Annotated in this window: 21 protein-coding genes and 1 pseudogene; 16 read left to right on the top strand and 6 right to left on the bottom strand. The window is 36.8% G+C overall.

Annotated elements, in window-relative coordinates; all coding sequences use genetic code 11:
- The 4 genes and pseudogenes from R3333_RS00795 to R3333_RS00780 all read left to right on the top strand — a co-directional run.
- Positions 1–321: pseudogene (locus R3333_RS00795) on the top strand (DNA polymerase III, subunit gamma and tau); the annotation flags it as partial.
- 176 nt (positions 322–497) lie between these two features.
- Positions 498–935 carry a hypothetical protein gene (locus R3333_RS00790; protein ID WP_318956670.1) on the top strand — a complete coding sequence of 146 codons (438 nt, stop codon included), beginning with the start codon at positions 498–500 and terminating at the stop codon, positions 933–935.
- A 233-nt stretch (positions 936–1168) separates the two neighbouring features.
- Positions 1169–1522 carry a 50S ribosomal protein L19 gene (gene rplS, locus R3333_RS00785; protein ID WP_090247624.1) on the top strand — a complete coding sequence of 118 codons (354 nt, stop codon included), beginning with the start codon at positions 1169–1171 and terminating at the stop codon, positions 1520–1522.
- A gap of 80 nt (positions 1523–1602) precedes the next feature.
- On the top strand, positions 1603–2295 hold the full coding sequence (locus R3333_RS00780; RefSeq protein WP_318956669.1) for a glycoside hydrolase family 25 protein: 693 nt from the start codon (positions 1603–1605) through the stop codon (positions 2293–2295).
- On the opposite strand, the gene R3333_RS00775 is transcribed toward R3333_RS00780, so the two are convergent.
- Entirely contained in the window at positions 2292–3245 is a 954-nt protein-coding gene (locus R3333_RS00775) for a chorismate-binding protein (protein ID WP_318956668.1), read from the bottom strand. The two genes, R3333_RS00780 and R3333_RS00775, sit on opposite strands and share 4 nt — an antisense overlap.
- A gap of 5 nt (positions 3246–3250) precedes the next feature.
- On the bottom strand, positions 3251–3670 hold the full coding sequence (locus R3333_RS00770; RefSeq protein ID WP_318956667.1) for a hotdog fold thioesterase: 420 nt from the start codon (positions 3668–3670) through the stop codon (positions 3251–3253).
- A gap of 122 nt (positions 3671–3792) precedes the next feature.
- Between R3333_RS00770 and murB the strand changes: the two genes are divergently transcribed.
- The 7 genes from murB (at position 3793) to R3333_RS00735 (ending at position 9108) form a co-directional block, all read left to right on the top strand.
- Positions 3793–4806, top strand: coding sequence for a UDP-N-acetylmuramate dehydrogenase (murB, locus tag R3333_RS00765; RefSeq protein WP_318956666.1), 1014 nt, complete (start codon positions 3793–3795; stop codon positions 4804–4806).
- Between the two features lie 147 nt (positions 4807–4953).
- Positions 4954–6222 carry an aminotransferase class I/II-fold pyridoxal phosphate-dependent enzyme gene (locus R3333_RS00760; protein ID WP_318956665.1) on the top strand — a complete coding sequence of 423 codons (1269 nt, stop codon included), beginning with the start codon at positions 4954–4956 and terminating at the stop codon, positions 6220–6222.
- 135 nt (positions 6223–6357) lie between these two features.
- A complete protein-coding gene (locus tag R3333_RS00755) occupies positions 6358–6795 on the top strand; it encodes an SRPBCC family protein (protein WP_318956664.1) in 438 nt (145 codons plus the stop codon).
- Between the two features lie 3 nt (positions 6796–6798).
- Positions 6799–7386, top strand: a complete 588-nt coding sequence (locus R3333_RS00750) for a nitroreductase (RefSeq protein WP_318956663.1) — start codon at positions 6799–6801, stop codon at positions 7384–7386.
- Entirely contained in the window at positions 7371–7772 is a 402-nt protein-coding gene (locus tag R3333_RS00745; RefSeq protein ID WP_318956662.1) for a hypothetical protein, read from the top strand. Before R3333_RS00750 ends, R3333_RS00745 begins: the two co-directional genes overlap by 16 nt.
- A gap of 60 nt (positions 7773–7832) precedes the next feature.
- Positions 7833–8618, top strand: a complete 786-nt coding sequence (locus R3333_RS00740) for an outer membrane beta-barrel protein (protein WP_318956661.1) — start codon at positions 7833–7835, stop codon at positions 8616–8618.
- 4 nt (positions 8619–8622) lie between these two features.
- The gene (locus tag R3333_RS00735; protein WP_318956660.1) at positions 8623–9108 is read left to right on the top strand and encodes a cupin domain-containing protein; all 486 of its coding nucleotides are present in this window, start codon (positions 8623–8625) and stop codon (positions 9106–9108) included.
- On the opposite strand, the gene R3333_RS00730 is transcribed toward R3333_RS00735, so the two are convergent.
- Positions 9089–10381: a mechanosensitive ion channel family protein gene (locus tag R3333_RS00730; RefSeq protein ID WP_318956659.1), complete on the bottom strand. Its 1293-nt coding sequence runs from the start codon at positions 10379–10381 to the stop codon at positions 9089–9091. The two genes, R3333_RS00735 and R3333_RS00730, sit on opposite strands and share 20 nt — an antisense overlap.
- Positions 10382–10412: 31 nt before the next feature.
- Here R3333_RS00730 and R3333_RS00725 point away from each other — a divergent pair, with 31 nt between their 5' ends.
- Positions 10413–10994: a CPBP family intramembrane glutamic endopeptidase gene (locus R3333_RS00725; protein ID WP_318956658.1), complete on the top strand. Its 582-nt coding sequence runs from the start codon at positions 10413–10415 to the stop codon at positions 10992–10994.
- A 236-nt stretch (positions 10995–11230) separates the two neighbouring features.
- On the opposite strand, the gene R3333_RS00720 is transcribed toward R3333_RS00725, so the two are convergent.
- Entirely contained in the window at positions 11231–11971 is a 741-nt protein-coding gene (locus R3333_RS00720; RefSeq protein ID WP_318956657.1) for a leucine-rich repeat domain-containing protein, read from the bottom strand.
- 55 nt (positions 11972–12026) lie between these two features.
- Between R3333_RS00720 and R3333_RS00715 the strand changes: the two genes are divergently transcribed.
- Positions 12027–12800, top strand: a complete 774-nt coding sequence (locus R3333_RS00715; protein WP_318956656.1) for a DUF6503 family protein — start codon at positions 12027–12029, stop codon at positions 12798–12800.
- Here the strand turns inward: R3333_RS00715 and hemB are convergent.
- Positions 12790–13761, bottom strand: coding sequence for a porphobilinogen synthase (gene hemB, locus R3333_RS00710; protein WP_318956655.1), 972 nt, complete (start codon positions 13759–13761; stop codon positions 12790–12792). The genes R3333_RS00715 and hemB overlap by 11 nt on opposite strands.
- A 142-nt stretch (positions 13762–13903) precedes the next feature.
- Here hemB and R3333_RS00705 point away from each other — a divergent pair, with 142 nt between their 5' ends.
- The 3 genes from R3333_RS00705 to R3333_RS00695 are packed head-to-tail and all read left to right on the top strand — an operon-like array spanning position 13904 to position 18295.
- Positions 13904–14803: a hypothetical protein gene (locus R3333_RS00705; protein WP_318956654.1), complete on the top strand. Its 900-nt coding sequence runs from the start codon at positions 13904–13906 to the stop codon at positions 14801–14803.
- 12 nt (positions 14804–14815) lie between these two features.
- The gene (locus R3333_RS00700) at positions 14816–15241 is read left to right on the top strand and encodes a hypothetical protein (protein WP_318956653.1); all 426 of its coding nucleotides are present in this window, start codon (positions 14816–14818) and stop codon (positions 15239–15241) included.
- A 3-nt stretch (positions 15242–15244) separates the two neighbouring features.
- Entirely contained in the window at positions 15245–18295 is a 3051-nt protein-coding gene (locus R3333_RS00695; RefSeq protein WP_318956652.1) for an ATP-binding cassette domain-containing protein, read from the top strand.
- Between the two features lie 45 nt (positions 18296–18340).
- Here the strand turns inward: R3333_RS00695 and fabG are convergent, their stop codons facing one another.
- A complete protein-coding gene (gene fabG / locus R3333_RS00690) occupies positions 18341–19084 on the bottom strand; it encodes a 3-oxoacyl-[acyl-carrier-protein] reductase (protein ID WP_413468660.1) in 744 nt (247 codons plus the stop codon).
- Positions 19085–19113: the final 29 nt, after the last annotated feature.

Raw genomic sequence — 19113 nt, 5'->3', positions numbered from 1 at the left:
GCCTTAATGTTGTACAACGATATCTTAAACAAAGGATTTGACGGTCACCAATTTATTGTAGGACTTTCTGAACACATGCGTAATTTATTGGTTTGTAAAGACCTTAACACTTTAGAACTTTTAGAGGTTGGAGAAAGTGTAAAGGAGAAATACAGAGACCAAGCCAATCAATGGGATGCGCAAATGGTATTGAGAAGTTTAGGCGTACTTTCTCAGGCAGATGTTCAGTTCAAAGCTGCAAAAAATCAACGTTTATTAGTAGAGCTTGCCTTAATGCAATTGTGTTCTATTAAAAACGAATTCGAAAAAAAAAAAGATTAACTGACCCTGTTCAGATCATTCCTTTTAAAGGACAAGATCAAAAAGGAAAAGCACCCGCACCAAAAAAAGCAAGTACAGCACCATCTTTCGCGTCTTTTGCTGAGAAAAAAGAAGCCAAAGTTCTTTCTGCCCCTACTGGGAATTTAAAGAATGGGAATTTATCGATTCAAGAATTATTGCGTAAGCAAAAAGAAGAAAAGCAAAAAGATCTTCAAAACGGAAGTGCGAATAAACCCACAGAAGAATTTAGTTTAGACGACTTAAAAATGTACTGGCGCCAGTTTGCTTTTAAACAAAAAAGTGCCGGACTCGAAACACTTTTCTCTGCCCTTACGGTAAATGAGCCTTATTTCAACGAAGAGGAAATGCTCATCACGCATCATGTAGACAACTTAGTACAGTTAGAATTCATGCGTTCTCACGAGGCAGATTTAGTACAATTCTTAAGAGCTTCATTAAAGAACTACGACATACAAATGAAGTGTGCTGTAAATCAAAGTGAAGACAGTAAGAAGAAAATGTATACTGGAAAAGATAGGTTTGAAGAAATGGCGAAGCGAAACCCTAACCTGGAAACGCTGAAAAAACTTTTCAAGTTAGACATAGATTTTTAAAGCATCACAACAGAGGTTATTTCAGGATATCCGCTGGATTTGGCAATTGAAGAGTGGCTACCAAGTACTTATTTCAAAATAAATTAAAAGAAATCATATAAATACTTTGAATAAACTGGAAAGATTCCCTATCTTTGCACGACATTAAAAAATCCGAGATGAAATGGAGTATATTTCATCTTTTTTAATTAATATTGCACCCCCAAAATTGGGAATACGAAAAAAGAAGAGTAATGGATATTATAAGAGAACTTCAGAGCGAATTAGTTGAAATGAAAGAATTTCCTGCATTCGGTGCCGGAGATACAATTACAGTAAGCTACAGTATTAAAGAAGGTAGTAAAGAAAGAATTCAGCAGTTCCAAGGGGTTGTATTACAGAGAAGAGGTTCTGGAGCAACCGAAACTTTCACAATCAGAAAAATGTCTGGAAACATTGGTGTTGAGCGTATCTTCCCAATCGCTTCTCCATTCATTACTGAGATCAAAGTAAACAAAAAAGGATCTGTACGTAGAGCACGTATATTCTACTTCCGTGAGAGAACTGGTAAATCAGCTCGTATCAAGGAAAAAAGATCTTTCAACTAGGAGAATTCTCTTTATAGATACTATAATAACCTCGATTTTTAATCGGGGTTTTTTTGTGCCATTTTTTTTATCTTAATCACGTGAAAAAATTCCTGGTCATCCTCATCCTTATACTCACTGCAACAGCAGGGTATTTTTACCTTCAGCCACAATCTTACCACTACCTTAAGTTCAACCTACAAGAACCTTCTGGATATGCATCAACCGGTATTGATGTTTCTCATCACCAAGGTAAAATCAATTGGGACGAAGTTTTTGAAACTGACAACCATGTTGAAGTCAATTTTGTTTACCTCAAAGCTACGGAAGGCAAAACCCATGTAGACACACAATGGAAGCGCAACCGCAGATCCCTATTAAAACGAAAAATTAAACACGGTGCCTATCATTTCATGGCAACTAAAAGCTACCCTTGGCCACAAGTTGAGCATTTCTTAAAACACTACTCCTATAAACAAGGAGACCTTCCTCCCGTTTTAGACGTGGAATTAGAAGGCTTTTCGGATGAAGATTTAATCGCAAAAATGAAAATATGGTTAGATGCCGTTGAAAAAAGTATAGGAATACGACCTATCATCTATACTTCTGATCATTTCTATACTACTAAATTCAGGCATAAATTTCCCAGAACTAAATTTTGGATTGCTTCCTATTCTAGATCTCCAAAATATTTAAATGACAAAGCCATTGTTCATTGGCAATGGACAGAAAGCGCTAACATTAATGGTATTGGAGAAAAAGTTGATTTAAACGTATCGAAACTTATCTATTAACTTAAAACCTTCAACAAGGTTTGCGCTTTATTAATTGTTTCTTGATATTCATCTTCTACATCAGAATCTTTTGTGATTCCACCTCCCACATACAAAGCCAAAGCGTCTTTGAAAACTTGCATACATCTTAAGTTTACAAATAAATCACATCTTTCACTTCCTATTCTACCAATAACACCTGCATAGAAATCTCTGCTGTGTTTTTCGTACTGATCGATTAAATCTAATGCTTTGTGCGTCGGCACTCCACATACAGCCGGTGTGGGATGTAAAAGTTCAATTAAATGATTCACCTCTTTTATGGCAGCTTCAAAATAGATATCCGTCTTTAAGTGATACACCGCTCCAGTAAACAAATCCATAGGTCCGTCCGTTTGCAGATTGCTCACCCCTACTTTATTCAAACGATCTATTATATACTCTGTAACAAAAGCTTGCTCTTCTTTCTCTTTGTGCGTCCAGGGTGTTTGCTTTTCTTTTTTCGTGCCGGCCAAAGACATTGTATAAAAGGCTTCTTCCTTACTACTTACCAAAGTCTCAGGTGTTGCCCCCATCCAAGTGCCTACTTCCTTGCCCGAAATCACGTATACAAATGCATTCGGATATTCCGCACACATGCGTTCAAAGGCTAAATCAATATTCAATTGTTCAGCTAGCTCTACTCTATGAACACGAGAAAATATGGCTTTAGCAATTCCTTTAGCAGCAAAGTCATTTTTAAACTGACTCAATTCAGCAAGATACTCTTCTTTAGCTACAGCGTAGGGAAATTCACTTGCAAAAGTAAAATCACTTTCATCTTGACTTTCATTGAAAACGTATACCCTATTTTTATTAAAGGTACTCAACACAAAGTCGCCCGCTTCTAACTCCTGTAAAGCTTTTTCACGCCATTCTCCGGCTTTGCGGTAAACAGCTTCTCCCGGTATTCTATATTGCAGTAAACCCAATGTTCCTATTTTCTATCGATTATCATAGTAGTAAGTCTGCCTGTACATACCATTTTGTCTGTAGCCATATCAAAAATATCAACCTGCCAAACATGTGTTTTCTTTCCTGCATGAACAACCTTACCTACAGCCTTCACCTTTCCAGACTTTACACTTCCTATGTGATTGGCATTTATTTCAATACCCACAGGAGCCTGCTTGCTCGGGTCAATCAACAAAACGCTCCCCATACTCCCAATAGACTCTATTAAGGCGGCACTTGCACCACCATGCAGCAAGCCCATTGGCTGGTGTGTTCTATGATCAACAGGCATAGTACTCACAATATAATCATCGCCAACATCTACACACTCAATCCCTAACACCTCCATCATGGTGTTTTTGTTATAAGCATTTACTTGCTCTGGGGTCACTTTTTTCAACATAGTACAAATTTAATGAAAGGTCGAACTTTTGGAAATTCAAACTTCAATTTATTAACAGATGTAAGTAAAGAAACAATGCCCCCCAGCTACACATCACTTTGCTTTATCATTATCTTTAGCGCATGATAAATATTGAAGAAAATATTAATCTAAAAGCATACACTACTTTTGGAGTTGATAGCACAGCCAGCAAATTCGTTTCATTTTCAACTGTAGACGAGTTAAAAGAAATATTCGCCTTACAACCAGCGCCTTTTATGATTCTCGGTGGTGGAAGCAATATGCTATTAACCCAAGACTATAATGGGTGGGTTATCCAAAACCAAATCAAAGGAATTGAAGTCTTTAAAGAAGATGAAGATTTCATTTATTTAAAAGTAGGTGCTGGAGAAAACTGGCACGAATTCGTTCAATATTGTATCTCTCATAATTACGGTGGTGTTGAAAACCTTTCGCTTATACCAGGTAATGTTGGAACAAGTCCCATGCAAAACATTGGAGCCTATGGTGTTGAAATCAAAGACATCTTTGATCATCTAGAAGCTTATATCCTTTCTGACAAAACGCTCAAAACCTTTAAAAAGGAAGAGTGCAATTTTGGTTATCGAGAAAGTATTTTTAAACGTGAGCTAAAAAACAAGGCTGTGATTACTCATGTTTGTTACAAACTCACCAAAAAAAATCACCTCTTAAAAATGAGTTATGGCGCCATACAGGACGAACTCCACAATAAGGGAATTGAAATACCGGGAATTAAAGACATCAGTGAGGCCGTAATTACCATTCGCCAAAGTAAACTGCCCGATCCAAAAGAAATAGGGAATGCCGGAAGCTTCTTTAAAAATCCAGTTATCTCTAAGGGGGAATTTGAACTGTTACAAAGTAAGTACCCGGAAATGCCCAATTACCCTGCAGGTACTGATAAAGTTAAACTCGCCGCAGGTTGGTTAATAGAACAAAGTGGGTGGAAGGGAAAAACCTTTGGCAATTTTGGTGTACATAAAAAACAAGCCTTAGTCTTGGTAAATTATGGAGGAGCGAAGGGAAAAGACATTTATGATTTATCCGCGCAAATCATAGAAGATGTTCGTGCAAAGTTTGGTGTTGAATTAGAGCGCGAAGTCAATATTATCTAAGCATTAACGAAGTTTGTAGTAGCTCCCATTCATGGGGTGTTGTTGAAAATTACCTGCCGTAATTTTTCCTACTCTTCAGAATTACATTAAATTTGCAAACCGTATGACCCCGAGGGGTATACATTTAAAACAGCAAAAAACACATATATGGCTCAAGACATATTTGATAAAATAAAACAGAACAGAGGACCAATTGGTCAGTTCGCGAAAGGAGTACACGGATACTTCACATTCCCTAAGTTGGAAGGAGAGATTGGAAACAAGATGATTTTCAGAGGAAAAGAGTGCTTGGTTTGGTCTGTAAACAACTACTTAGGATTAGCTAACCACCCAGAAGTACGTGAGGCAGATGCTAAAGCGGCTGCTGATTGGGGGATGGCTTACCCAATGGGATCTCGTATGATGACGGGTCAAACGAGTGAACACGAAGCATTAGAAAATGAACTTTCTGACTTCATGGAAATGGAAGATACTATCTTGTTAAACTTCGGTTACCAAGGTATGGTATCTGCTATTGATGCATTAGTAGACAGAAATGATGTTATCGTATATGATAGTGAATCTCACGCTTGTATCTTAGATGGTATGCGTTTGCACGTTGGTAAGCGTTTAGTTTTCCAACACAACGACATGGAGAGCTTTGACAAGCAAATGGAGAGAGCAACAAAATTGGCTGACCAAACTAACGGAGGTATCCTAGTAATTACTGAGGGTGTATTCGGAATGGCTGGTGACCAAGGGCGTTTAAAGGATATCGTTGAATTCAGAAAATCTGGAAAATACGACTTCCGTTTATTCGTTGATGATGCTCACGGATTTGGTACAGTTGGTGAAAAAGGACAAGGTTCTGGAGAAGAGCAAGGTGTTCACCAAGAAATCGATGTATTGTTCGGAACTTTCGCAAAATCTATGGCTTCTATCGGAGCATTTATTTGTGCTAAAGAACACATCGTTGAGTACTTACGTTACAACATGCGTTCTCAAATGTTTGCGAAATCATTACCAATGCCATTAGTAGTTGGTGCTCGTAAGCGTTTAGAATTATTGAGAACAAACCCAGATCACAAAAACAACCTTTGGAAAATCGCTACTGCGTTACAAGAAGGATTGAAAGAAGTTGGGTTTGACTTAGGTGTAACTAACTCTGCAGTAACTCCAGTTTTCTTAAAAGGAAACTTAGCAGAAGCTACAAACATGACTTTCGATTTAAGAGAAAACTACAATATTTTCTGTTCTATCGTAATTTACCCTGTAGTTCCTAAAGACGTAATTATGTTGCGTTTGATCCCTACTGCAGTACACACATTAGAAGATGTACAATACACTATCGATACTTTTGTTAAAGTGAAAGAAAAGCTTGACAAAGGAGAATACAAAGCTGAAGAATTAGCTGCTGTAGAGGTAGATAAAAAATAATTAGAAGCCCTAGGCTTTATTTTTACTTGTTAAAGACTGTTTGTTTCGGCAAACAGTCTTTTTTTGTTTTCAGCACAACCCTTTTCACCGCTATCTTCTCCAAGAAATCCTTAACTTTGAACAAAATTTTCTGAGATGAAATACAGCAATGAAGTACAGATAAACGCGCCTTTAAGCAAAGTTATCACCTTGTTTGAAGATGAGTCCAACTTAGCCAAATGGCAGCAAGGTTTTGTAAGTGCTGAAGTTTTAGAAGGAGAACGCGGAAAACCAGGGTTAAAATCTAAACTCACCTATAAAATGGGGAAACGAGAAATCGTGATGATAGAGGAGATTAAAACTTGGGATTTACCAAAAGACTTCACTGCTACTTACGATGCCAAAAATGTATTCAACGTTGTTAGCAATCATTTCGAAGCTATAGATGAAAACACGACGCGTTATTTCACAGAAAATGAATTCCAGTTTAAAGGTATTATGAAACTCTTTGGTTTATTAATGCCTGGAGCTTTTAAAAAGCAATCCCAAAAATATTTGAACGATTTTAAAACATTCGTAGAAAACGAAGCATAACAAATGAGACACAATTTAAGTGAGGTTACTGAACTGATCAAAGACAGAAGAACCATTTACCCTGAATTTTTTAGTGCACGAAAAGTCCACAAAGAACAAGTTGAATTAGTATTGAACAATGCAATTTGGGCGCCCACTCATGGTATGACACAACCCTGGAGATTCAAGGTGTTTATGGAAGAGGGAAAAGATAAATTGGGTAACTTCTTTGAAGAGATGTACTTAAAACATGTTGCTCCAGAAAAGCAAAATCCTTTAAAATTGGCACGTATGCAAGACAGACCTAAGGCTGCTTCTGCAGTTATTGCTATCTGTATGAAACGTCAAGAAGAAGAAAGAATTTCTGAGTTAGATGAAATCATGGCCGTTGCCGCTGCCGTACAAAACATGTACTTAACTTGCACTGCTTATGGATTAGCAGGATTTTGGTCAACACCAGGGTTTATGAAGACGGATGATGTAAAGGAATTTTTAGGTCTTGGAGAAAAGGATAAGTGTCTTGGATTTTTCTACCTAGGGTACCCAGAGAATGAATGGCCTAAAGGAAGAAGAAAACCTATTGAATACGTAACAGAATGGATTCAGGAGTAGAACATTTAACAGACCTCGGTTTAGTGAACTACGTTCAACACCCGAGCAACAAAGACTATATTGTATATAGATTTGCTGATATAAATAGAGCAAAAAGCTTTGAGAACGCCTTAAAAAAAGACAAAATTTGGTTCGAGAAATCTGAGGACACACCTCGAACTAAAACTTTTTACCTCTACGGTATTCACAAAAGAGACAACAAAAAAGTGTCTCATCTAAACTTTACAGTTGAAGCTGAACATAGAAGTTTTCTAATAAAAAATAACTTCTTGCGTTACTTTGTTTTATTGTTTGTAACAGCCGCTGTTATAATGGCGTGCATGGGGTACTGTGCTCACCAAGAGGTTTTAGAAAAAAGAACACTGGAACTACAGCAAAATCAATAAATTGAATAGTTTAAGATTTCTCGCCAGAAAAATTGTTTACTGAATTATATATTAGACTGCATGAAAACGATTATAACCCTAACATTCGCCCTATTTAGTGTTTTTACCATGAGTCAGGTCAGTAAACTGAAATCTGAAAGCTTTTTTGGATTCAATTACAAACCTTTGATTCCATTTGGAGTAGTGGGTGACGCTCCAGTAGATCTTCAAAATGGTAATTTACGCACTACTGTTTCCTCAGCCTTTGGTTATAGCTTTGGCGCGGTTGTAAGGTCTAGAGTTACAGATTTAATTGCTTTAGAAACTGGTTTACTCTACACCACCAGAAATTATAAAGCAGATATTTCTCTGTCTGACTCTAACCTCTACGTTAACGGTGATTTTGGTATCGTAAATTTTGACCTTCCGGTAAATGCACTTGTATTTATACAACTAGGTAGAAACTTATACGCCAATGCCATGTTGGGTGGTTCGCTTAACTTCAACCCTTCAGACGTTAGAGATTCTATCAATGTGGGAAATACACCTCATCAATTTGTTTTTGCAGGAAGTAGATATACCAAAGACCAAAGTAAAAATGGTTATTTATCCTTCGCGATTAACGCAGCCGTTGGGTTTGAATTAAGAACAAGAAAAGAAGGTACTTTTTACATGGGGGTTGCCAGTAAAATCCCTGTATCCCCTACTCTTGAAGTAGGTTCAGCATACCGTCAAACAGAACAAGGTTATGTAATCGGTAACCAAGGAATATTAACCGGTGCTACTTTTTCTCTGGACTTTAAATATTTCTTCCATAACGTAGAAAACAAGGGTTGGCAATACAACAGAGGACCTATAGAACAATAATTTTATGCAAAAGAGAATTCAAGAAATTGTAGCTACGTTTCAATTAGAAGCACACCCTGAAGGTGGATGGTTTAAAGAACTTTACAGATCGGTGGAAACAACCCACACACCTCAAGGAACCCGTAATCTATTGACGAGTATCTATTTTTTATTGACCTCTGATAATGCCTCCAATTTCCATAAAATCGAAAGCGATGAAATCTGGTATTACCACGAAGGATCATCGCTTACCGTACATACCCTATCAGAAGCAGGCGAATACAAAGCACTAAAAGTAGGAAACAACCTAAGTGCTGGTGAACAGCCACAAGTATTAGTCCCTAAAGGACTCATCTTTGGCTCAACGGTTTCAGAAGAAAACAGTTATTCATTCGTAAGTTGTGCCGTGGCTCCTGGATTCGATTTCCAAGATTTTAAACTCTATTCAGAAGAAGATCTTCTCGCGCGCTATCCAGAGCACGCCGAAATCATTAAGCGTTTAACTCCTTAACCAAGCCTCGCATATCTCTACCACTTGGACTCTCGAAAATAGAAAGTTCAAAGGTGTGAATCGAAGCAAAAATATGGTCGAAAATATCGGCCACTACTCCTTCGTAAGGTTCCCAATCTTTTATTTTACTGAAACAATATATCTCCATAGGAACCCCTAATTCCTTCGGTTCTAATTGTCGTACCATCAAAGACATGTCTTGATTGATGTTTGGATTGTTGTGCAAGTAGAACTCCATGTAAGCTCTAAACAATCCTAAATTCGTTTGTTTCCTTGCTTGCAAACTATCCGGACCATAGCCCTTTTCATCGTTGTACTGCTTAATTTCAGCTTGTCTTTTATTGATAAAATCTGTCAAGAATTTCTCTTTCGACAAACGTTCTATCATTGCTGGAGAAGCAAATTTAACACTGTCTATATGAATTAATATGGCTCTTTTAATCCTTCTTCCCTCACTGTCTTGCATCCCTCTCCAATTTTTGAAAGAATCAGAAATCATAGAGTAAGTCGGGATAGTAGTAATGGTTTTATCAAAGTTCTGCACTTTTACCGTAGCCAAATTCACCTCAATAACATCTCCATCGGCACCGAATTTTTCCATGGTTACCCAATCTCCAATGCGCACCATATCATTAGCTGATAATTGAATGGAGCTAACAAAACCTAAAATCGTGTCTTTAAAAACCAATAAGATAATGGCTGTCATTGCACCAAACGCAGTAAGTATTTTCATGGCCGACTGGTCTGTAATAACCGACAGCATTACCATGACCATCATGATGGACAATACAATTTTAGCTACTTGTACATAACTATTAATAGGCTTATCTGCTAAAGACTCTTTTTGCTGAAGAATATCCCTTGTGGAATTTAAAAAACGCATTACAGAAATCAAGATCACGAATACCAACACCACATCTATTAGTCGTAAGGCATAATCTAATTTCTCAGGATAAAACTGAAATACTATGGACGCTAGGTAATCCATAAAATACAAAGGAACGAGCTGAGCCAAGGCATAGAAAAATTTATTTTTCACCAAGATATCATCCCACTCTGTTTTCGATCTATCTGCCAACATGTGCAAAAACTGCAGCATCACTTGCCTTGATAAAATCCAAATGAGTATAGACAAAATGATCATGGCTACGAACATACCCAGGGTCCACAAAAGCTGATGACTCTGAAAAGTCTCACTGTGTAGAATCTGGTCTGCCGACATATTTCCATTTTCGTAGAAACTAAAAATCCAATCTTTGATCTTGTCTCGCATGCTTTCTTATTTTTAAACAAAAATAATATTAATGCAGCCCAAAACGCAATTTTACATTTTCGGTTTAATTACATTTTTAATCTTTCCATTACCTGCAGTTTGGGCGCTTAATTTTTTCGAAGATTTCTCCATTTGGGAAATCCTTGCCTTTCATGAACTCGAAAATTATTTCTGGGTCATCGGTATAATTTATGGTTTATTCTACGCCTTATTAGTGATGGCTTTTTCAGAAAGTGGTATCATGGAAGATGACCCTAAGCAACAGCGCTACCTCAATGCTCTCAATTTAAATTGGATGGATATACTTTGCATGTCTTTCTTTGCTGGATTTGGAGAAGAAATATTGTTTAGAGCAGGTATACAACATTGGCTTGGGCCAGTACTGACTAGTATACTTTTCATTGCTATTCACGGTTATCTCAACCCTAAAAAATGGCGCATATTCATCTACGGTTTATTCATACTCCCTTTTATTCTCTCCCTGGCTTTTGCCTATGACCGCTTGGGCTTATGGTTTTGCATTGGAGCACACTTCGCTTTTGATTTGGCAATTTTCTGGGCGTACGGACTTAAAGTTAAAGGAGAAGAAAAATATAAGAAACTCAATACATAGATTGTTTCCCCAAGCTACGCATACCGATTGAAAATCCACGCCACCCTTTATGATTTTTTCAAAGCTATGTATCGCAGTAAGTACTCTGCCAGGGATAGCAGTGGTAGCTCATAGCGCTTCTTTTATTGCTTGTAACAACAAAGCAGGTACGACCAGCGGAAGTGCCGGTGTTGTTGATTTACAAACATAAAAGAGGGGGTGTGACTAAAACGTATAGCCCGTTAAGGCAGCCCCGTCTACCTTAAAATAATACGCAAGGGTGTTGTTTGCCTTACCAATAAACATTGAGGAATAACAACTTGTTTATCCACCTCTAAAATATCCATACGCCTGAGGTCGCAAAGACTTTCTGGCAATTGCACCAAAGATCCTGCATTAATCATATGAATTTCTCTAAGATTAGAACACTGGGAAATTGTTGAAGGAATACTATCTAAAAAGTTTCTATTTAAACTTATAAACTCTAAACTGGTGGCATTGAAAACGCTATCATGGATGACTTCCAATTCATTAAAATTCAACCATAAATTTTTAAGTTCAGGAAGGTCGCCAATAAAGGCAGGCAGGGTCTTGAGTCGATTATTATTTACGATAAGCTGTGTAAGTTGCTTGGCATTGGCAAGATCTGGAGAAATACTGTCGATCTCGTTGTACTGAACCGAAAGCAACTCCAAGCTCTCCAATTCGCCCAATACGCTTGGTAAATACTCCAATTTATTTTTACCGATGTAGAGTTTTTTCAGTTTTTTCAACTTTCCCAATTCCTCTGGTAGCTCGCTGAATTCATTTTCATATAAGCGCAGAACCTCCAAATCTTTCATTTCAAAAACATAGGATGGGATTTCTTTTAAACCTTGTCTACTTAAATTGAGTTTGCGCTTAGATTTTGGCACTTGAACTTTTACATCTGTTAAACCACAAGTTGTGCAGCATAACAAGAATATCAATGGAATTAAATATTTTGGGTGGAAATGCATGTTTGAAAGTTAATACTAATTGTAAGAAAGTCCACATGCAAACGTCCATTTATCTATGAAGAAATTACTGATTCCTATTACGAGTCTTTTGCTTTTCTCGTGTTCGGTAACCACGACGGAGAAATCACAAACAGAACTTCCCTTATTTATAAAGGAGATCAACACGCATCATCATTACGAAAAGTTTAAACAAGCAGGAGTTTTCACAGCTGACATCAAACTTACTTTTGGTGGAAAACAACGCTTGGATGCAAAAATGATCTATGACACTCAAACCCAAGAAACCGCATTGCTCCATAGAGATGGTAAAGCTTTAATGTTTACCGAAGACACTGTTTGGTTGAGTCCGGACACCGCAAACTACCCCAGGGCACGCTTTGATATTTTTACATGGTCTTACTTCATGGCCTTGCCGTATAAGTTAAATGATAATGGAATTCAATTGGAGGAGTACGCCAAGAGCAATTTAGGAGGAAAGAACTACAACGCGCAACGTTTAACCTTTGGAGAGAACATAGGAGACGCACCAGATGATTGGTACATTTTATACCAGGATCAGAAAAGTGGATTATTGCACGCCGCAGCTTATATCGTGTCTTTGGGTAAAGACCAAAAAACCGCCGAAGAAGATCCTCATGCCATCGTTTACAAAAAATACGTAGACGTTGATGGAATCCCAATGGCTACCTCCTGGGAGTTTTACGCTTGGGATAAAGAAAAAGGCCTCACCAAAAAACTTGGAGAGGCCACATTATCTAAGCTTCAATTTGTAGAAAGAACGGATGATATTTTTCAAGTTCCTCTACCTAAAAAAGAAGTTACGATTTAATCAGTTTTGCAAAATCTTTCGCGAAGTAAGTAAGAATTGCACTTGCTCCTGCTCTTCGCATACTCAATAGCATTTCGGGCATGGCTTGGTTGTAATCGAGCCACCCGTTTTGAGCTGCTGCGTATAACATTGCACATTCTCCAGAAACGTTGTAGGCAGTAATTGGCAAGTCGTAATTTTCATTCAAAAGGTGAATTACATCCAAGTAAGCCAAAGCTGGTTTTACCATTAACATATCTGCACCCTCTGCCTGATCTAAATCCGCTTCGATTAATGCCTCGCGTTTATTGGCCGGATTCATTTGATAGGTTTTCTTATCACCCGATTTCGGTGCTGAATCTAAAGCATCTCTAAAAGGGCCATAAAATGCACTGGCATATTTTGCAGTATAAGACATAATGGAAACATCTTCATACTTGTTTTCATCCAAGGTTTGGCGAATCTCTGCAACTCTTCCATCCATCATATCTGATGGACCAATAATGTCCACTCCCGCTTGTGCTTGTGCTAATGCCATTTTAGAAAGAATGGGTAAAGTCACATCGTTCAAAATCTTACCATCTCTCACAACGCCATCATGACCGTCAGAAGAATACGGATCCATAGCAACGTCTGACATCAACATGATATCTGGGAAAGTTTCCTTTATCTTGCGAATAGCGTGTAAATAAAAGTTATCGTCTGCATAACTGTAAGAAGCTTTTTGATCTTTTAACGCCTCATCAACCGCGGGGAATAAATCAAAACTTACGACCCCTAATTTTACACATTCTTCTATTTCTTTCAAGAGCAAGTCCAAACTCCACCTGTAATTTCCAGGCATCGATGCTACTTCATCCTTTACATTCTTTCCATTTACTAAAAACAATGGATAGATTAAGTGTTCAACTCCTAAATGAGTTTCTTGAATCATGTTGCGAATGGCAGCAGATTTTCTATTTCTTCTCGGTCTTGAAAACATAAAATTCTATTTTTCACAAAGAAACAAAAAAGGTAGCAAATCATTGAGTATGGATTTAAAAATACAGGAGTAAGTCTTTTTGACTTCAACTAACTTTTCTGGTATTTTTTCTTATTTTAGCCTAACTCATTCAAGAATAATAATGAATTTAAAAGTTAACTTACTATTGCTATTAGGTATTTCTTTGAGCTTAGTTGCTTGTAGTGAAGAAACTACGAAAAAAGCTCCTATAGAAAAGCAAGAAATAGATCCCTTTTTGAAAGATCCTAACCGGGCTTTCAATACCACTTTTGATGGACAATTATTTTCTATTCCTTCGCCTGTACAAACTGCAATTTTGATAAAAAGTCTTAATTACAAATATGACTTTACACTTTTAAGCAGTTATTCTGAAGCTGAAAAGTATGTCACAAATCAGAAAAAGGCACTTAACCTAGGAGTTTACGGAGCTGATTTAGGAATTACAGCATTATACAAAAAAAACAATGATGCTTTGAAATACCTCACGGCTATTCAAGGTTTATCAGAAGATCTAGGCTTAAATCATACCTTTGGAGAACAGTTTTTTAACCGTTACCAAAACAATGCTACCAACGAAGACACCATGGTGGTTTTGTTAAGTGAAGCCTTTAGCAAAATTGATTATGAAATAAAGCGTACCGAAGATAAAAACCTGAGCGCACTTATTTTAGTAGGAGGTTGGGTAGAATCTATGTATATTACGAGTAATTTATACAACATGCAAAACAACCAGAGTTTACTGGATAGGATTGCAGAACAACGTTTAACCATTGAAACTTTTATTACCCTTCTGGATAAATACAACGAGGAGGATATCAATAAAGATTTAATAGAGAAATTTAAAAAGCTACGTAAAACTTATAGTAAAGTGAAGCGCAGTTACACTTACATACCTTCAACAACTGACAAAAAGGAAAAATTAACCACAATCAATAGTAGAACAGAATTAGAGATAGATCACGATACTTTTGAAGAATTGATGTCTGATTTTAACGCTCTACGAACTTTTATTATTGAATAATTGCAAAACATTATGTATCGAATAATCATCTTATTCTCCCTTTTATTGTTGAGTGCTATAGGATATACACAAGATTGTGATTCTGTACAAACGGTTGTAGAGTCTTATCTCACCGAAGACGATAAAGGGCGAAGCTTTGTAAGTGATGGTCAAGCCTATATTGCCTACCTAGATAGGGAAAAAGCGGAATTTAAAACCACGTTTTACGGAAACTCCGTTTACCGTGTTGCTGCTTCAGCTGGAACGGCAGATGACTATGTTATTTTTACCATTTACGATGAAAATGACAATATCCTTTTCACCAATAAGGATCAGCGAAATGCACCTTACTGGGACTTTAAAATTGCCTCAACCATTAATGTTAGAATAGAAACAGAATTGGATTTAGACAAAAAGGTCTCGGGTTGTGCCATAATGTATATAGGTTTTCAAAAGTAGAGCATGAATGAAAAGGTTTTAAATGCACTTATGCAGCTCTTCGCGATTATCTCGAAATCGGAAGATGACAACCTTGAAAACCTAATCACCTCATCCAAGGGTAGAAAAATTGTAAAACAGTTTTTAGAGCAAGAACTCAATAGCGAACTTGTTCAAGACTACCTTATTAAATTTGACAATCACCTTTACATACACAATGGAAGGGTCAACAAAAAAAATGGTAAGCGTAAACGTACGGCAGGTAACTCTGTAAAACTCCTCCGTATCTGTTCTGAAATTAATAAAGAATTAAATCAGAAGCAGCGTTATGTTGTATTGGTGAGAATTATTGAGTTCATCAATACAAGTCAAGAAATTACCCATCAGGAAATAGAATTCTTAGAAACCGTAGCTGAGTCTTTCAATATTGCGAAAGAAAAATACGATCTGATAACGGAATTTATATTTTCAGAAAAAGCGATAGATCATCATAAGGTTTTATTGATACGTAACACACATAATGATGATATTAAAAATTCTAAGCAATTTATCGTCAAGAATTTAGAAAGTGAAATTGCCGTGCTGTATTTAGAGACGGTAAAAATGTATTTCTTGAGATACTATGGTAAAGACGAATTCACCATTAACGCTCAGGTTGTTCCCAACGATAAAGTACATATTCTAACACAGGGATCTAATTTTAAATCTCTAAAGTCTCCCAACCTTTACTATAGTGATGTAAGTTCATTCTTCAATAAAGGAATGGATAACGAGGCCTTTAACTTTAAGGCGTCTAAAATTAATCACGTCTTTCCAAATGGACGGATAGGTTTGCACAATGTAAGCTTTACAGAAAGTAATGGTAACCTTGTTGCCATCATGGGGAGTTCTGGGTCGGGAAAAACAACCCTATTAAATATACTCAATGGTTCTACCGTTCCTACAGAAGGAAGTGTAGAATTAAACGGTGTAAATGTCCATACAGACAATGATGAAATAAGTGGACTTATTGGGAACATCTCTCAAGACGATCTTCTTTTTGAAGAATTAAGTGTATACGACAACCTTTACTATAGTGCTAAGTTAAGTTTTAAACATCTATCGCATAAAGAACTACATAATAAAGTAATTGACTTGTTGCAAACCATAGGTTTGTTAGAAGCTAAGAATTTAAAAGTAGGAAGTCCACTCAAAAAATCAATTTCAGGTGGTCAACGTAAACGATTAAATATAGCTATGGAACTCATAAGAGAACCAGCGATATTATTCGTGGATGAACCGACATCTGGACTTTCCTCAAGAGATTCTGAGCGTATCATGGACTTGTTAAAGGAATTGGCGTTAAAAGGAAAATTGATTTTTGCCGTTATTCACCAACCGTCCTCAGAAATTTTTAGAATGTTTGATAGACTTCTCATTCTAGACGATGGAGGATATTCTATATTTTATGGAGACCCGGTAGACGCTATTGTACATTTCAAGAGTTTGACCAATCACGTTAACCACAAAGAAAGGGAGTGTCCAACATGTGGTAATGTGAATCCAGAACAGCTTTTTAATATCATCGAAGCAAAAGTTGTTGATGAACTGGGTAATTTCACAGACCAAAGAAAAACAAGTCCGAAAGAATGGGAAGAGAAGTTCAATAAAAAGAAGCGTAAAAAGCACATAAAATTTACTAAGCTTCCTGCGATTAAGGCTAAATCGAACATTCCTTCCTCGATGAAACAGCTATTAGTATATTTCCAAAGGGATGTAAAAACAAAATTATCGAATTTACAGTACGTTCTTATCACCCTATTGGAAGCTCCAGTTTTAGCATTAATCATCGCTTATTTTGTACGTTTTTATAAGATCAATGCCAACGGGTATAGCTTTTTCCATAATCAGAACATTCCGCAATACATCTTTATTGCTGTAATCATAAGCTTGTTTTTAGGCTTAACGGTTTCTGCAGAAGAGATTATAAAGGATAAGAAAATATTGAAACGAGAAGCCTTCATGAATTTAAGCTGGGGGAGTTATCTCTGTTCCAAAATTATCATCATGGGAATTATTTCAATGGTGCAATCTGCTCTGTTTATTCTAGTAGGTAACACTATTTTGAATATCGAAGGAATGTTCTGGGAGTATTTTGGAGTACTCTTTTCTACTTCCTTCTTTGCTTCAATGTTGGGACTAATTATTTCCGCAAGTTTCAATAGTGCCAAAGTGATTTATATTGTCATTCCTATCGTCATTATTCCACAACTGTTGTTTTCTGGAGTCATTGTTAAATACGATAAACTCAACCCTAGTTTCGCAGAACAAAAATCTGTACCTTGGATAGGTAACGTTATTGCCGCCAGATGGGCGTATGAAGCTTTGGCTGTGAGTCAATACAAAGACAACCGCTTTGAAAAAGAAATTTATCCCCTTCGAAAACAGGAATCAGAATACGATTGGAAAATCAATTATTTACTTCCTGAATTAGAAACGCAACTTAATGTTTTAGAAAAATATAAGGATACAAAAATCAAAACGGAAGCAGTTGAAAATGCCACTCAATTATTAATCAATGAAATTAAAAAGGAAGAGTCTCTTTTCAATCCGGAAAATTTTAATTGTCAAAATTGTGTGAATGACTTGGAAGCTAAAATCCTTCAAACTTCCTCAACTTTCACCAATATCAGAAACTTCATTCACACGCTCGAGGCTTACTACAAAAAGGAACTCCATCACGCAAGCTCGGCCATAGAGAATATTAAATATGAAATGACTCCAGCTCTATTTGATAAAGCTGAAAAAACATATGCCAACGAAGCATTAGAAGATCTTTTGTGCAATAAAAAAGAACTCAGCCAATATGTAATTGCTAAAAATGAAATCATACCTAAGCACAACTTGATATACATAACACCAGACAGTGGATTATTAAATGCGCATTTTTATTCAGCCTATAAATACATGTTTAATAAAAAATACAGCACCTATCAAATCAACATGCTTGTATTGTGGGCCATGTCCTTGTTATTTGGTATTATCTTATTCTACCAGCTTCCACAGAAGTTGATGCAATCAATTATCAGAAAATAAAAAAGGCTCCTAAAAGGAGCCTTTACATTTATATCTTAATAGTGCTTAAATTAACATACCTCCACAAACGTGAAGTGTTTGTCCTGTAATATAAGCTGACATATCAGAAGCTAAGAATACCGTTGCATTTGCAACATCTTCTGGAGAACCACCTCTTTTCAAAGGAATTGAATTTCTCCACTCTTGAACAACTTTCTCATCCAATGCTCCCGTCATTTCAGTTTCGATAAATCCTGGTGCAATTGCATTACATCTAATGTTTCTAGATCCTAACTCTTGAGCAACACTCTTTGTAAATCCAATCATTCCAGCTTTAGAAGCTGCATAGTTTGCTTGTCCTGCATTTCCAGAAACACCTACTACAGAAGACATATTAATGATAGATCCTTTTCTAGCCTTTAACATTGGACGCTGAACTGCTTTTGTTAAGTTAAATGCAGATTTCAAGTTCGTGTTCATTACTTCATCCCACTGTTGCTCTGTCATTCTCATCAACAAAGTATCTCTGGTAATACCTGCATTATTGATCAACACATCAACTTGACCAAATGCTTCCATAACGTCGTCAACTAATTTTTGAGCTGCATCAAAATCACTTGCATTAGATTTAAACCCTTTTACCTCTCCTCCATTCTGAGTTAATTCAGCTTCTAATGCCTTTGCTTTTTCCTCTGAAGACAAGTAAGTAAAAGCAACTTTAGCTCCTTCTTCTACACACTTCTGTGCAATAGCCTTACCTATTCCTCTAGACGCACCTGTAATGATGACAACCTTATCTTTTAATAACATAGTATTCATTTTGTTTACGGAACAAAGAT

Origin of the sequence: Lishizhenia sp., assembly GCF_033720595.1 — a bacterium.
In the GTDB taxonomy this organism is placed as follows: domain Bacteria; phylum Bacteroidota; class Bacteroidia; order Flavobacteriales_D; family Crocinitomicaceae; genus Lishizhenia.
This window is presented reverse-complemented; position numbering and strand designations above follow the sequence as displayed.

Excerpts from the sequence above, each read along its gene's own strand:
- rplS (WP_090247624.1), top strand. The coding sequence starts at position 1,169 with ATGGATATTATAAGAGAACTTCAGAGCGAATTAGTTGAAATGAAAGAA.
- R3333_RS00770 (WP_318956667.1), bottom strand. The coding sequence starts at position 3,670 with ATGTTGAAAAAAGTGACCCCAGAGCAAGTAAATGCTTATAACAAAAAC.
- murB (WP_318956666.1), top strand. The coding sequence starts at position 3,793 with ATGATAAATATTGAAGAAAATATTAATCTAAAAGCATACACTACTTTT.
- R3333_RS00760 (WP_318956665.1), top strand. The coding sequence starts at position 4,954 with ATGGCTCAAGACATATTTGATAAAATAAAACAGAACAGAGGACCAATT.
- R3333_RS00755 (WP_318956664.1), top strand. The coding sequence starts at position 6,358 with ATGAAATACAGCAATGAAGTACAGATAAACGCGCCTTTAAGCAAAGTT.
- R3333_RS00750 (WP_318956663.1), top strand. The coding sequence starts at position 6,799 with ATGAGACACAATTTAAGTGAGGTTACTGAACTGATCAAAGACAGAAGA.
- R3333_RS00745 (WP_318956662.1), top strand. The coding sequence starts at position 7,371 with ATGGATTCAGGAGTAGAACATTTAACAGACCTCGGTTTAGTGAACTAC.
- R3333_RS00740 (WP_318956661.1), top strand. The coding sequence starts at position 7,833 with ATGAAAACGATTATAACCCTAACATTCGCCCTATTTAGTGTTTTTACC.
- R3333_RS00735 (WP_318956660.1), top strand. The coding sequence starts at position 8,623 with ATGCAAAAGAGAATTCAAGAAATTGTAGCTACGTTTCAATTAGAAGCA.
- R3333_RS00730 (WP_318956659.1), bottom strand. The coding sequence starts at position 10,381 with ATGCGAGACAAGATCAAAGATTGGATTTTTAGTTTCTACGAAAATGGA.
- R3333_RS00725 (WP_318956658.1), top strand. The coding sequence starts at position 10,413 with ATGCAGCCCAAAACGCAATTTTACATTTTCGGTTTAATTACATTTTTA.
- R3333_RS00720 (WP_318956657.1), bottom strand. The coding sequence starts at position 11,971 with ATGCATTTCCACCCAAAATATTTAATTCCATTGATATTCTTGTTATGC.
- R3333_RS00715 (WP_318956656.1), top strand. The coding sequence starts at position 12,027 with ATGAAGAAATTACTGATTCCTATTACGAGTCTTTTGCTTTTCTCGTGT.
- hemB (WP_318956655.1), bottom strand. The coding sequence starts at position 13,761 with ATGTTTTCAAGACCGAGAAGAAATAGAAAATCTGCTGCCATTCGCAAC.
- R3333_RS00705 (WP_318956654.1), top strand. The coding sequence starts at position 13,904 with ATGAATTTAAAAGTTAACTTACTATTGCTATTAGGTATTTCTTTGAGC.
- R3333_RS00700 (WP_318956653.1), top strand. The coding sequence starts at position 14,816 with ATGTATCGAATAATCATCTTATTCTCCCTTTTATTGTTGAGTGCTATA.
- R3333_RS00695 (WP_318956652.1), top strand. The coding sequence starts at position 15,245 with ATGAATGAAAAGGTTTTAAATGCACTTATGCAGCTCTTCGCGATTATC.
- fabG (WP_413468660.1), bottom strand. The coding sequence starts at position 19,084 with ATGTTATTAAAAGATAAGGTTGTCATCATTACAGGTGCGTCTAGAGGA.